10 protein-coding genes are annotated in these 13,983 nt (G+C 66.5%); 4 read left to right on the top strand and 6 right to left on the bottom strand.

Annotated features, from left to right (window positions below; translation table 11 throughout):
- Nucleotides 1–61: 61 nt before the first annotated feature.
- The 3 genes from OXU42_03025 to OXU42_03015 all read right to left on the bottom strand — a co-directional run bounded on the left by OXU42_03025 (nucleotide 62) and on the right by OXU42_03015 (nucleotide 4,116).
- On the bottom strand, nucleotides 62–790 hold the full coding sequence (locus tag OXU42_03025) for a dienelactone hydrolase family protein (protein MDE0028361.1): 729 nt from the start codon (nucleotides 788–790) through the stop codon (nucleotides 62–64).
- Nucleotides 791–862: 72 nt separating this feature from the next.
- Nucleotides 863–3,034 carry a TRAP transporter permease gene (locus OXU42_03020; protein MDE0028360.1) on the bottom strand — a complete coding sequence of 724 codons (2,172 nt, stop codon included), beginning with the start codon at nucleotides 3,032–3,034 and terminating at the stop codon, nucleotides 863–865.
- Between the two features lie 116 nt (nucleotides 3,035–3,150).
- Nucleotides 3,151–4,116 (bottom strand): TAXI family TRAP transporter solute-binding subunit, encoded by a 966-nt coding sequence (locus OXU42_03015; GenBank protein MDE0028359.1) that lies wholly within the window; start codon nucleotides 4,114–4,116, stop codon nucleotides 3,151–3,153.
- A 268-nt stretch (nucleotides 4,117–4,384) separates the two neighbouring features.
- Here OXU42_03015 and OXU42_03010 point away from each other — a divergent pair, with 268 nt between their 5' ends.
- The 4 genes from OXU42_03010 (at nucleotide 4,385) to metH (ending at nucleotide 11,167) form a co-directional block, all read left to right on the top strand.
- Nucleotides 4,385–5,788 carry a glutamine synthetase family protein gene (locus tag OXU42_03010; protein MDE0028358.1) on the top strand — a complete coding sequence of 468 codons (1,404 nt, stop codon included), beginning with the start codon at nucleotides 4,385–4,387 and terminating at the stop codon, nucleotides 5,786–5,788.
- A gap of 1 nt (nucleotide 5,789) precedes the next feature.
- Nucleotides 5,790–6,500, top strand: a complete 711-nt coding sequence (locus OXU42_03005) for a gamma-glutamyl-gamma-aminobutyrate hydrolase family protein (protein ID MDE0028357.1) — start codon at nucleotides 5,790–5,792, stop codon at nucleotides 6,498–6,500.
- 103 nt (nucleotides 6,501–6,603) lie between these two features.
- The gene (locus OXU42_03000; GenBank protein ID MDE0028356.1) at nucleotides 6,604–7,392 is read left to right on the top strand and encodes a glucose 1-dehydrogenase; all 789 of its coding nucleotides are present in this window, start codon (nucleotides 6,604–6,606) and stop codon (nucleotides 7,390–7,392) included.
- A gap of 94 nt (nucleotides 7,393–7,486) precedes the next feature.
- On the top strand, nucleotides 7,487–11,167 hold the full coding sequence (gene metH / locus OXU42_02995; protein ID MDE0028355.1) for a methionine synthase: 3,681 nt from the start codon (nucleotides 7,487–7,489) through the stop codon (nucleotides 11,165–11,167).
- 25 nt (nucleotides 11,168–11,192) lie between these two features.
- Here metH and OXU42_02990 read toward each other — a convergent pair whose 3' ends face one another.
- The 3 genes from OXU42_02990 to OXU42_02980 form a co-directional block, all read right to left on the bottom strand.
- On the bottom strand, nucleotides 11,193–11,777 hold the full coding sequence (locus OXU42_02990; protein ID MDE0028354.1) for a tetratricopeptide repeat protein: 585 nt from the start codon (nucleotides 11,775–11,777) through the stop codon (nucleotides 11,193–11,195).
- A gap of 84 nt (nucleotides 11,778–11,861) precedes the next feature.
- Nucleotides 11,862–12,680, bottom strand: coding sequence for an alpha/beta hydrolase (locus OXU42_02985; protein ID MDE0028353.1), 819 nt, complete (start codon nucleotides 12,678–12,680; stop codon nucleotides 11,862–11,864).
- On the bottom strand, nucleotides 12,677–13,921 hold the full coding sequence (locus tag OXU42_02980) for an LLM class flavin-dependent oxidoreductase (protein ID MDE0028352.1): 1,245 nt from the start codon (nucleotides 13,919–13,921) through the stop codon (nucleotides 12,677–12,679). The genes OXU42_02985 and OXU42_02980 overlap by 4 nt, the downstream gene beginning before the upstream one ends.
- Nucleotides 13,922–13,983: the final 62 nt, after the last annotated feature.

The following is a 13,983-nucleotide window of genomic DNA, read 5'->3' as shown; positions in this document are numbered from 1 at the left end:
CGCGAAAATTCGCTCGGACCGGACCCGTTTACGACTGTAGTTGCCGGAGGCCGGCCGTCCGTCAGCCCGACAGGTTGGCCTTGAAGAAATCCGTCGTCCGCTGCCACGCGCCGGCGGCGGCGTCGGGGTGCCAGCGGTCGGCGTTGGTGTTGTTGTTGAAGGCGTGCTTGGCGCCGTCGCCAAAGATCTTGAGGTCGATGCTCTTGCCGTGCTTGGCCAGTTCCGCCTGGAGAGGCTCGATGCCGGGCATGATGTTGGGATCGTCCTCGGCGTAGTTGCCCATCAGGGGACAGGTGATGTTGGCCACCTGGTCCAGCGGATCGGGGTTGCGTCCGTAGTACACCACGGCGCCGCTGAGCTGGTTGCACTTGGTGGCGAAGTTGAGGGACTGGCCGCCGCCCCAGCAGTAGCCGACGACGCCGACATTGCCGTTGGCGAAGCCCTGGCTCTTGAGGTACTCGAGGGTGCTGGTCAGGTCCTCCACGCAGCCGGCCGGTTCCAGGCTCCGGATGGCGGCGATGGCGTCCTGCGAGGTGGTGTACTGCCCGGTGCCGCCGGTGCGCTGGAGCAGGTCCGGAGCCAGCGCCGCGAAGCCCTCCTTGGCGAAGTGCCGCGCCACGTCCTTGACGTGGTCCACCAGGCCGACGTTCTCGTGAATCACGATGACCGAGCCCAGGTTGGCGCCGCCCTTGGGCCGCGACAGGTAGCCCGTGCAGCTTCCGTATTCGACCATTCCCGATTCGAGCTCGGGATCATTCTCGTCGACGAGATAAGGTATTGTGTCCGCCATATGTGGGATTCCTCCTCGGTGTGAGTGCCCGTTTACTCTAGTTAACAAGCTCTGACTCGGCAACTCCGTCCGCTAGGCTGCCGCCACCCGTGACCCCCGCCTTCTCCTTTGCAGCAGATACAGCCCGGCGAACACCACCCAGGCGCCGAACTGGACGGTCATGCGCAGCGTGTCGGTGTCGCCCGACACCAGGTCCGGCCGGAAGGCGGCGACGCAGATCACGATCAGCAGCGCGCGTTCGGGCCAGCCGCAACGGTCCGCGAAGAAGCCCTGCATGGCGGCCGCAAAGGCCATCATGGCCACGAGGCCGTTTACGATCACCCACAAGACGCTGAACAGGTCGTCGAGCCAGATGATGGTGCCGTCCGCGGTGACGCCGGAGATCAGCAACAGCTCCAGGTTGAAGATGAACACGAACGGCAGGATCGCCGTGCGCAGGTCGTAGGTGAACCCCTGGATACCTGTCCTTATCGGATCGGATCCTGCGATGGCGGACGCCGCAAAGGCCGCCAGGCCCACCGGCGGCGTGTCGTCGGCCAGGATGCCGAAGTAGAAGACGAACAGGTGGGCCGCCAGCACCGGTATCACCAGGCCCGCCTGCCCGCCGAGGGTGACTATCACCGGTGCCGTCAGGGTGGCCATGACGATGTAGTTGGCGGTGGTGGGGAGGCCCATGCCCAGGATCAGGCTTGTGAGGGCGGTCAGCAGCAGCATCAGCACCACGTTGCCCAGGGAGATGATCTCGATGGCCTCTATGAACCGGCTGCTGAGTCCCGTCAGCGTCACGGTGCCGACGATGATGCCGGCGGCCGCGGTGGCTACCGCGATGGGCGCCATGTTGCGGGCGCCGGACACGCAGCCCTGCAGGATCTCGCGGACGCTCTGGGCCAGTCCCTGCAATATCGCCTGCCCGAGTGATCCGGGTGCCGGGTTGTCCGGAGAGGGTCGAAGGACCGCCGCGCAGCTCTGGACCAGCCGTTGGATGACCATGATGGCCAGCGTCAACAGAATCGCGTTGAACGCGGCGGAAATCGCGGAGAACCGCAGTATGACCAGCGTGTAGATCAGCGCCAGGATCGGAACGAGGAAGTGGACGCCCTTGAGGAACGTGGTCCAGAATGGCGGCAGCTCTTCCACGGGTATCGCGGTCAGGTTCAGCTTGAGCGCTTCGAGGTGCACCACGTAGAGCAGGGCGATGTATGAGAGCACCGCCGGTATGGCCGCGGCCGTGACGATGTCGATGTACGGGAGCCCCAGAAACTCCGCCATGATGAAGGCGGCGGCGCCCATGACCGGTGGCAGGAGCTGGCCGTTGGTGCTCGCGCCGACCTCCACCGCCCCGGCCTTGTAGGCCGGAAGCCCTACACGTTTCATCAACGGAATGGTGAAGGTTCCCGTGGTGGCCACGTTGGCGATGGATGAACCGGACACCATGCCGGTCAGGCCCGATGCCAGCACGGCGGCCTTGGCCGGTCCGCCGCGGAAACGTCCCACCATGGCGTACGCCACCTGCACGAAGTACTCCGCCGCTCCCGCCCGGTCCAATAGCGCCCCGAACAGCACGAACAGGAAAACGAAGTCCGTGGATACGCCCAGCGGTACGCCCCAGATGCCGCTGTCCGACAGGTACATGTGGTCGACGATGAACTCGAAGGGGATGCCGGGGTGGGCGAGAAACCTCGGCAGGTACGGTCCGATGAAGCAGTAGAGCAGGAAGACCGTGCCCAGCGCCGGCAGCGCCAGTCCCAGGGAGCGGCGCGCCGACTCGAGCAGCAGGAGCACGAACGCCGCGCCGATCCATACGTCCCGCGTCAACGGGAGGCCGGAACGTTCGATGATCCCTACGTAGTCCCACGCGAGGTAGGCGGTGCCACAGCCCGCCAGGGCCGCGATGATGAAGTCGTACCAGGGAATCTTTACGGGATCGCGCTTGTGCCGGCCCGGAAACAACTGCTGCATCAGGGCGTTGAAGCGCTCCAGTGTCGCGGTCCGCCGTATGGCCGGAAAGGCCAGATAGACCAGCAGCACGGCGAAGGTCAGGTGGATGCTGCGGGCGATGATGGAGTTGATGGGATCGTAGGCGATGTAAAGCTGGAACAGGGACCAGCAGAGCGCAAGCACCCAGAGGAACCCCCCGACCGGCCCGCCGGGAGAACGGGTCTTTCCTTCGCCCTCGCCCAACTCGGCCAACGCTTCGAGGTCGACGGTCTCGCCGGCAGTGTCGTCGCGATCGGATGAATTCACGGGGTCGCCCGGATAGCCTGAGCCGTTGGTGTTTCCGTCAAGTGAACCGGCCCGGGGCCGGGCGCCTCCGCCCGCGCCCCGAGCCGTGCGTCATTTCGGGGAAGGAAGCCGGTTGCTTACTGCCAGCCCTTCTCCTTGTAGTACTTCATCGCTCCCGCATGCAACGGAGCCGAGAGGCCGCCCAACATGTCCTTCGGCTGCAGGTGCTTGAAGTTGGCGTACGAGTTGCGGAGCGTGTCGAGGTTCTCGAAGATAGTCTTGACTACCGTGTACACGGAGTCGGCCGACTCCTTCTCGCCGGTGACGAAGGTCGCCTTCACGGCGTAGGTCGGAACGTCGTTGTCCACGCCCTTGTAGGTCCCGCCGGGGATCTTGGTCATGACGTAGAAGGGGTTGTCCGCCACCAGCTTCTTGATCGGCGCGGTGTCCACCGGAACGATGTCGATGGCGGTGCTGTTGGCGATCTCGAGGCCGCCGCCCCACGGCACCCCGATGGTATAGAAGAACGCGTCGATCTTCTTGTCCACCAGCGCGCGGTTGGCCTCGTTCTGCTGCAGGCCTTCGGCCTTGATGTCCTTGTCCTTGTCGATGCCCGAGAGGCGCAGCACATCCTCAGCGTTGCCCCGCTGTCCCGATCCGGGGTTGCCGATGTTGACGCGTTTGCCCTTGAGGTCCGCGATGGTCTTGATGCCCGTGTCCTTGCGGGTGACTAGCATGACCGCCTCGGGATGGACGGTGAAGACCGTGCGCAGTCCCTTGTCGGCTTTGCCCTTCCAGTTCTTCTTGCCGTTGGCGGCGGCCCAAACCCAGTCCGACTGGGCCACGCCGTAGTTCAGCAGCCCCCGCTGGATGGATCGGATGTTGAAGACCGAGCCGAGCGCCGGCCGGCCGATGCAGTTGTATCCCTTGCTCCCCAGCTTGTCGTTGACGATCTTGCAGATGTTCAAAGCCACCTGGTAATAGACGCCGGTCGTGGAGCCGCCGCCGATGACCAGGAAGTTCTGTGCGGATGCGTCCTTGACCGTCGCGGCGACGGTGCCGCACAGCGCCAAGCCGAGCGTGAATACCAGTAAACGCTTCATGGTAGCCTCCTTTGGACGTTAGGGTTACGGTCGTAAGACCTCCGAGAGCCAACAGTCGTTGTCCATGCCACATCGGGTAGGGCATTGCAACCTGAAAGAAACCGTAACGGAACCCGTTCGTGAATCACCGATACCCTAAAGTTATGGAATTTAGGTGACTGTCACCGCATCCAGGACCGTCCCCATGCGCGCCGGCGCCCCCCAAGTGGATATTTGCGGCGTCCTAAGATAGGAAACTAGTTTGCCCGTGAGGGGACGGTGCCGGATCATGGCGAAAGAAGAGCAAGAAATCGAAGACGGCGCGGCTCAGGTGACCGGCATGCTCACGGTAGACCAGCTCCAGGAAGCCGTGGAGGCGGGGCGGCTGGACACGGTCGTGGTGGCCTTCACGGACCTCTACGGCCGGTTCATGGGCAAGCGTCTGGACGCGGAGTTCTTTCTCGACACGGCGGCCTCCGGAGGCACCCACGCGTGCGACTACCTGCTGACCGTGGACATGGAGATGGAGCCGGTGCAGGGGTACCGGCTGGCCAACTGGAAGCGCGGTTACGGCGACATTCACCTGGTGCCGGATCTGACGACCCTGCGGCGCCTGAGTTGGCAGGACCGGACCGCGCTGGTGCTGTGCGACGTCAAGGACAACGTCTCCCACGAGCTTGTGGCGGAAGCGCCCCGGTCGGTGCTGCGCGGCCAACTGCAGCGCGCCCGCTCCCTGGGGTACGAGGTCATGGCGGGGTCGGAGCTGGAGTACTACCTGTTCGACGACTCGTACCGGCGCGCCGGTGAGAAGCACTACCAGGACCTGGCTCCGGCCGGCGGCTACATCGAGGACTACCACGTGCTCCAGGGCTTTCGGGAGGAAGGCTTCCACGGCGCTGCGCGGCGCCACCTGCGGGACTCGGGCGTGCCGGTGGAAAGCTCGAAGGGCGAGTGGGGGCCGGGCCAGCACGAGCTCAACGTGCGCTACGCGGACGTGCTCACCATGGCGGACCGCCACTGTGTCTACAAGGAATGCCTCAAGGAGGTGGCGGAGCAAATGGGGCTCAGCGTCACCTTCATGGCCAAGTTCGCCACGGAGTTGGCGGGTTCGAGCTGCCACGTGCATCTGAGTCTGTGGCGCGACGGTCGGAATGCGTTCGCCGGGGCCGGACCGGGCGGTTTTTCCGACGTGTTCCGCTGGTTTCTGGGCGGCTGGCTGGCGCACCTGGCCGAGACCATGGTGTTCTACGCGCCGACGGTCAATTCCTACAAACGCTACCGGGCGGAGTCCTGGGCGCCCACCGGCATCGGCTGGAGCCACGACAACCGCACCGCCGGTTTCCGGGTGTTGGGTCAAGGGAAGGGTGCCCGGATCGAGTGCCGCGTGCCCGGCGCCGACTGCAACCCCTATCTCGCCTATGCGGCGGCGCTGGCCGCGGGCACGGACGGCATCCGGCACCGGACCGAGCCGCCGGCGGCTTTCGACGGCAACCTGTACGCCGCCGGCGACGTGCCCCAGGTGCCGGGGTCCCTGGGCGAGGCCACGGACCTGTTCGCGGAGAGCGAGTTCGCGCGCGAGAGCTTCGGCGCGGACGTGGTGGAGCACTACGTCCATTTCTTTCGCACCGAGGAACGGAAGTACCGCGACGCCGTCACCGACTGGGAAAGGAAGCGCTATTTCGAGCGGATCTGAAATGCCGGCCACCGACACGCCGTTCATCGGCATCACCACCTACGGGCGCGGCCCGCACAACCGGTTCATCCTGCCGGCGGAATACGTGGACGCGGTGCGCCGCGCGGGCGGCATCCCATTGCTGCTGCCGCCCGGGGAAGAGCGCCTGGACGCGGTCCTGCCGCTCCTCAAGGCGGTGGTGTTCAGCGGCGGCGGCGATCTCGACCCGGACCTCTACGGCGGTAGCCACCACGAGACCATCTACATGGTGGAGCCGGAACGGGATCGCTCCGAGATCGACCTCGCCCGGCGCGTGTTCGATCTGGAGGTCCCCACCCTGGCCATTTGCCGCGGGAGCCAGATCCTGAACGTCGCCAAGGGCGGGACCCTGATCGAGCACCTGCCCGACGAGGTGGGAGAGACGGTGAACCACCGGGTGCCGCCGCGGGAGCCCACGCCCCACGCGATACGGGTGGAACCGGCGTCCCGGCTGGCCGGGCTTCTGGGCGCCACGGACTTTTCGTGCATGTCGTGGCACCACCAAGCCATTCGCCATGTCGCGCCGGGATTCGAGGTGGTGGCGCACGCCCCGGACGGTACCATCGAGGGGCTGGAGATGCCCTCGCACCCCTGGCTCGTGGCGGTGCAGTGGCATCCCGAGTTGACGGCGGCGGAGGACCCCATCCAGCAACGCCTGTTCGACGCCCTGGTGGAGGCCGCGGGAACACGCTGAGCCGAGGCCGCCTCCTCCTCACCCCGCCTGGATTCCCGCCCCCCGATCGGGGTCGAGGGCAAGCTTTCGCGGGAAATGACGTGTTCGGGGTCTGAGTTGTACTATGCGTTTGAAAGACAAGGTCGCCCTCATTACCGGTGGCGCCAGCGGCATCGGCCGGGAAACCGCGCAGTTGTTCGCACGGGAGGGTGCGCGTGTGGTCATCGCGGACGTCGACGACCGTGGCGGCAAGCGTCTGGCCGGGCGCATCAGGCGGGCCGGCGGTGAGGCGGCGTACTGCCGCGCGGACGTTTCCCGGGACGGTGACTGCGCCACCATGGTGGCCGCGGCGGAAACCGAATTCGGCGCGCTCCACGTCCTCTTCAACAACGCCGGCATCATGCTGGCCGAGGACGCGGACGCGGTGGCGACGTCGGAGGAGGTGTGGGACCGGACCCTGGCGGTGAATCTCAAGGGGGTGTTCCTGGGCTGCAAGCACGGGATTCCGGCGTTGCGCCGGGCGGGCGGCGGGTCGGTTATCAACACAGCCTCGTTCGTGGCCTTGATGGGCGCGGCCACGCCACAGCTCGCCTACACCGCCAGCAAGGGAGGCGTGGTGGCCATGACCCGGGAGCTGGCGGTGATCCACGCGCGCGAGAACATCCGCGTGAACGCGTTGTGCCCGGGTCCGCTGCGCACGGAGTTGCTCATGAAGGTTCTCGACAGCGCGCGCAAGCAACAGCGGCGCCTGGTGCACATTCCCATGGGGCGGTTCGGCGAGGCCCGGGAGATCGCCCGTGCCGCGCTGTATCTGGCGAGCGACGAATCGTCTTTCGTCACGGGCACGGAGTTCGTCGTCGACGGCGGCATCACCGCGGCCTACGTCACGCCGGAGGCGGGGCGGTCGCGCTAGTGTACCGCGTCACGAACAGGCCGATGAGTATGCGAAGGCAGATTCAAAAGCCTGTTCGTGACGCAGCACACCGGAGAAAGGAGTCAGCGAGGGCATGTCGGCACAGCCGCTGCGAAATCTACTGGCAGACCGGATTCTGCTTTTCGACGGAGCCATGGGCACGCGTATCCAGGCACTCGGCCTCGGCGAGGCGGAGTTCCGCGGGGCGCGCTTCGGCGAGCATCCGAAACCGCTCAAGGGCTGCAACGATATCCTGTGCGTGACCCAGCCCCACGCCATCGAGAAGATCCACGAGGAATACCTGGAGGCCGGCGCCGACATCGTCGAGACCAATACCTTCAACGCCAACGCCGTCTCCCTGCTCGACTACGGCATCGAAGACTTGGCCTACGAGATCAACGCGGCCGGCGCCGCGGCGGCGCGCACGGCCGTGGACCGGTTCAACGCACGCGACGACGGCTCCCGGCTGGTTGCCGGCTCCCTGGGGCCCACCAACCGGACCGCTTCCATGTCGCCGGACGTAAACGACCCGGGCTTCCGCGCCGTCACCTTCGACGCACTGGCGGCGGCCTACTACGATCAGGCTCGGGGCCTCGTGGATGGGGGAGCGGACCTGCTCTTGCCGGAGACTACCTTCGACACGCTGAACCTGAAGGCCTGCCTGTTCGCCATCGCGCGGCTCCAGGAAGAGCGGGGCCTGAAGCTGCCGGTGCTGGCGTCGGTGACCATCACCGACCAGAGCGGGCGCACCCTCTCCGGCCAGACCCTGGAGGCGTTCCTGACCTCCATCAGTCACGCGGAACTCGCCGCGGTGGGCATCAACTGCGCCTTCGGGCCGCACCAGATGACCCCTTTCGTGGAGGAGCTGTCGCGGCTCTCGCACCTGCCGGTGTTCGCCTATCCCAACGCGGGCCTGCCCAACGAGTTCGGCGGCTACGACATGGGGCCGGACGAGATGGCCGGGGCGCTGACGGAGTGGGCGCGGGAGGGCTGGCTCAACCTCGTGGGCGGGTGTTGCGGCACCACGCCGGAGCACATCGCCGCGCTCCGGGAAGGGGTCGAGGGACTGGGCTCGAGGACGGCCCCCGGGCCCGACCGCTTCACACACCTCAGCGGACTGGAACGGCTGGTGATCCGGCCGGACACCAACTTCATCATGGTGGGCGAGCGCACCAACGTCGCCGGCTCGCGGAAGTTCGCCCGGCTGATCCGGGAAGAGCAGTACGAAGAGGCGGCGGCCATCGCGCGGGAGCAGGTGGAGGGCGGCGCCAACATCATCGACGTCAACATGGACGAGGGCATGCTCGACTCGCCCGAGGCCATGACCGCGTTCCTGAACCACGTGGCCGCGGAGCCGGAGATCGTGCGCGTGCCGGTGATGCTCGACAGCTCGAACTTCTCGGTCATCGAGGCCGGGCTCAAGTGCGTCCAGGGCAAGGGGGTGGTGAACTCCATCTCGCTCAAGGAAGGGGAGGACGCCTTCCGGCGGCAGGCGCGCCTGGTGAAACGCTACGGCGCCGCGGTCATCGTCATGGCCTTCGACGAGGAGAAGCAGGCGACCACGGTGGAAGAGCGGGTGCGGGTGTGCCGGCGCGCGCACCGCATCCTCACCGAGGAGGTGGGCTTCGACGAGGCCGACATCATCTTCGACACCAACATCCTCACCGTGGCCACGGGCATCGAGGAGCACGCCGAGTACGCCATGAACTTCATCGAGGCGGCGCGGCGGCTCAAGGCGCTGTTTCCGCGCTGTCACATCTCCGGCGGGGTGAGCAACATCTCGTTCTCCTTTCGCGGCAACGACCGGGTGCGCGAGGCCATGCACGCGGCGTTCCTCTACCACGCCATCCAGGCGGGCATGGACATGGGCATCGTCAATGCCGGTCAGCTCGCGGTGTACGAGGAGATCCCGGCGGATCTGCGGGAACTGGTGGAAGACGTGCTCTTCAACCGGCGGCCGGACGCCACGGAGCGGCTCGTGGCCTTCGCCGAACAGGTCAAGGACACGGGCCCGGCGGCGGTGGAGGAGCAGGCGTGGCGCGAAGAACCGGTGGAGAGCCGGCTTTCCCACGCCCTGGTGAGGGGCATCGCGGACTACATCGACGAGGACGTGGACGAGGCCCTGGGACAATACGAGCGTCCGCTCCACATCATCGAGGGGCCGCTCATGGACGGTATGAACGTGGTCGGCGACCTGTTCGGATCGGGCAAGATGTTCCTGCCCCAGGTGGTGAAGAGCGCCCGCGTCATGAAGCGCGCGGTGGCGCGCCTGACCCCCCTCATGGAGGCGGAGAGCGCCGCGCAGGGGGGCGGCATGAAGCGCGCCAAGCTCGTGTTCGCCACCGTCAAGGGCGACGTCCACGACATCGGCAAGAACATCGTCGGCGTGGTGCTGCGCTGCAACAACTACGACGTCATCGACCTCGGCGTCATGGTGCCGGCGGACCGGATCATCGACACCGCGGTGGCGGAGGACGCCGACGCCATCGGCTTGAGCGGCCTCATCACCCCGTCCCTGGACGAGATGGTGCACGTGGCCGGCGAGATGGAGCGGCGCGGCCTCAAGCTGCCGCTGCTCATCGGCGGCGCCACCACGAGCAAGCGCCACACCGCGGTGAAGATCGCCCCCGCCTACGGCCGCGAGACCGTCCACGTGCTGGACGCGTCCCGCGCCGTGCCCGTGGTGCAGGACCTCATGGACCCCGACGCCCGCGCCGCCCTGGACACCGCCAACCGCGCCGACCAGGAACGCATGCGGGAAGAGTACGAGAGCCGGGCGGGCACGCGGCTTCTGAGCTACGCCGATGCCCGGGAGCGGCGCTGCCGGATCGATTGGGAAGCCTGCGAGCCGGATGTCCCCGAGTTCACCGGCAGCCGGGTGCTGCGGGAGTTCCCGTTGGCGGAACTGGTGCCCTACATCGACTGGTCGCCGTTCTTCCACACGTGGGAGATCCGCGGCCGCTACCCCGAGCTGCTGGACGACCCCGTGCGCGGACCGGCCGCGCGAGAGCTGTTCGCCAACGCCCGCGAGTTGCTGGACCGAATCGTCGAGGAGGGTCTCCTGACGGCCCACGGAGTCTACGGCTTCTATCCCGCCAACGCCGACGGCGACGACGTCGTGCTGTTTACGGACGCGACCCGGTCCGTGGAGTTGACCCGGCTCCACACCCTGCGCCAGCAGAAGGAGGCGCGCAAGGGCACGCCCCAGTACGCCTTGGCGGACTTCGTGGCGCCGCGGGACTCCGGCCGTGACGACTACATCGGCGCCTTTGCGGTCACCGCCGGACACCGGTCGGACGAGTTGGCAGAACGATTCGAAGCGGCGCACGACGAGTACAACGCCATCATGACCAAGGCCCTGGCCGACCGCCTGGCCGAGGCCTTCGCCGAGTGCCTGCACGCCCGGGTGCGGCGTGAGTGGGGCTACGGCAGGGACGAGCAGTTGAGCAACCAGGACCTGATCCAGGAGCGCTACCGCGGCATCCGTCCGGCGCCGGGCTACCCCGCCACCCCGGACCACACCGAAAAGCCCATCCTGTTCGAGCTGCTCGGCGCGCGCCGGGCCACCGGCATCGAGCTGACGGAGAACTTCGCCATGTGGCCGGCGGCGTCGGTCTGCGGTCTCTACCTCGCCAACCCGGCCGCGCGCTACTTCGCGGTCAGCGCCGTGGGCAGGGACCAGGTGGGCCTGTACGCCGCGCGCAAGGGAATGACCGTAGCGGAGGTAGAACGGTGGCTCGGACCGGTGCTGGGTTACGATCCGGGTGAACGGTGAGGCGAGACACGGGCGAGACCACCGGCTACAGCGGCTTCCCTATTTCCGCGTCGATATACTCAAGGGCCTTCCGTGCGGGCAAATAGTCGGGATCGTGCCGCAGGGCCTGTTCGAAAGAGCGCCTCGCCGCGTGGAACTCCTCCTGCATCAGGTACACACGACCGAGATTGAAATGCGCGAACTGGTAGCAACAGTATCGCTTGGCCGAGATCGCCTTCTCGAGCCACGGGATCGCCTCGTCCGCGCGGCCGAGATCGATCAGGTACGCCCCGATGTCGTTGTAGGGATTTCCATAGTCCGGATCGAGCTCGATGGCTTTCTTGCATTCGGCAAGGGCTTCTTCGAGATGCCCGAGCATGCTGAGCGACCAGCCCAGGAAGGTGTGCCCCTCGGCCGTGGGCAGGATCTCGGTGGACTCGCGGAAACTGTCGACCGCGGCCTGGTAGTCGCCGCTGAGATGCAACAGGTAGCCCCGCTGCCAAAGGGCGTAAGCGCGCATCCGGTCGGGATTTTCCGAAGGCTCGCCTGACTGTCCGTGGGCCACGGGCGTCAGCGACAACGCCGCCGCCAGGAACACCACGGCTGGCCTCAAGCATCGCGATGATCTCATTGAGTTCTCCTCGTCCGAGCCTTTGGCGGGGTTCGACCCGAGGTATCCCTTCGAGCTCATCGAAACAGCCCGTCCGAAGGGTCCCTACCCGCTGAGAAAACCTGTCACCAGGCCCGCCGTGGCCTCCGGCTGTTCCGCCTGGGGGCTGTGGCCGGCGCCCTTCACCAGCTTCACGCCGTTGGAGTTGGGAATGCCGGCCGCGTAGGCCTCGCCGTGGGCCAGCGGCACCATGTGGTCGGACTCGCCCCACACCACCAGCGTCGGCGCGGAAATGCGGTGGAGCCGGCTCCGTAGCGACCGATTGTAGAAGTAGGGCGGGTTGAAGCCGAACCGGTTGGTGAAGCGCAGCATCTGGTAGCGCCGCAGTTCGTCCTCGATGTTCTCGGCCCGGCCGTTGGGGAACAGCGCGTGTCCCGCCGGTGTCTCGTCACTCTCGAACAGCATGGCGCGCAACTCGGAGTAGTCGGTGCCGCGCACCGGGTGGGACATCATGAAGATGTCGCCGATGGGAGCACCGGGCACGAACAGGCCCGACGCGTCGATGAGCACCAACCGGCGGACCTTCTCGGGGTGCCGCGCCGCAAGCTCGGCGGCCGCCCATCCTCCGACACAGGCTCCGACCAGGTCGAAGCGCTCCAGGCCGAGGGCGTCGATGACCTCGAGGTAGTGGAACACCAGGTCCTCGGCCGACTCCAGGTACTCGATCTCGTCGGATGCGGCGCACCCCGGGTGAGCCGGGGCGAACAGCCGGCAGCATTCAATGAGCTTCTCGTGGAACGACAACCAGCCTTCCGTGACGCCGTGGACGTCGGCGAAACCGTGCAGGTAGAGGGTGGGATCGCCGGAACCGTCCTCCAGCACCGACACCTTCCGGCCGTTGATATCGAGGGTTCGCCCGCTCATGCGACCGCTCCGGCCGCAAGAGTCTCTTCCATCCCGGGGTAGGCCTTGGCGAACACCCGCGCGGAGTCGTCCCGCAAGGCCGGCGCCACCTCGGTGGCGAACAGGCGCTGGCTCTTCAGCGCCAGCTCTCCGGGCATGTTGCCGAGGTGGAACTGGATCAGCAGGTTGCCCACCTGCGACTTCTCGATGAGGCTCAGGATCTTCCGGTGCACGGTCTCGGGACTCCCCACGACAATGGACTGGGCCTTGTCGAGCTCGTCCCAGTCGTTGACGTCCCCCAGCATGGAGCGTTCCGGATCGGAGTGCTTCAGGAACTCCTTCCAGGCGGGCGCGGGGATGTAGGGCACGCCGGCGCCGAAGGTGAGCTGACGGCCTTCCTTGCGCAGGTGGCCCTTGAGGCAGTTGCGCAGGAAATACCACACGCCCTCCTCGCACTCCTCCTTGGCCTGGGCATCGGTCTCGCTGACATAGGCGGACATCAGGATGCCCATGCGGAACGGGTGGTAGGTGTCGCCGTGCTCTTCGAGTATCTGGGAGAACTGCTCGCGAGCCTTGTACGTCTCGCCGCCGTGGCTCCGGGACGACAGGAAGTAGCAGTAGCCGCGCTTGGCCACCTCGGTAAGCGTGGACGCGCTGCGCGAGCCGGGCACCCAGATGGGCGGATGGGGCTTCTGGGTGGGCTTGGGCCACGGGTTCACGTAGCGCAGCGGGTAGTAGTGGCCCTCGTGGTTGAACGGGCCGTCATCGGTCCACGCGCGCACCACCAGGTCCACGGCTTCCCAGAATCGTTCGCGCGAGGTCACCGAGGGGATGTCGTAGTTGTAGTTCTCCGGGCCGCCGCCCGGTGCGAAGCCCGCGATGATGCGCCCGTTGCTCATGTTGTCGAGCATTGCGTACTCTTCGGCCACCCGGAGCGGGTTGATGTGCAGTGGCAGCAGGTTCCCCAGAACGCAGATCTTGGCCTTGCTGGAACGCTGCGTCAGCGCCGCCGCGATGAGGTTGGGCGAGGGCATCAGGCCGTAGATGTTCTGATGATGCTCGTTCAGCACCAGCCCGTCGAAGCCCAGGTCGTCGGCGTAGGCGAGCTGGTCGATGTAGTCCTGGAAGAGGCCGCGGGACTTCTCCGAGTCCCACAGGCTGTTGGGAACCGTCACCCAGCCGGTATCGTACTTCTCGTCGAAGTCCTCGGGCAGATGCGGGTAGGCCATGAAATGCCAGCAGAACAGTTGTACCGGGTGCATGTTTCCTCCGACTAGTGTGGTGTCTGGTTAATTCGCAGCATAATATGCGGAGGATTTTTCGT

This window comes from Deltaproteobacteria bacterium (assembly GCA_028818775.1).
Lineage (GTDB): Bacteria > Desulfobacterota > Binatia > UBA9968 > JAJDTQ01 > JAJDTQ01.
This window is presented reverse-complemented; position numbering and strand designations above follow the sequence as displayed.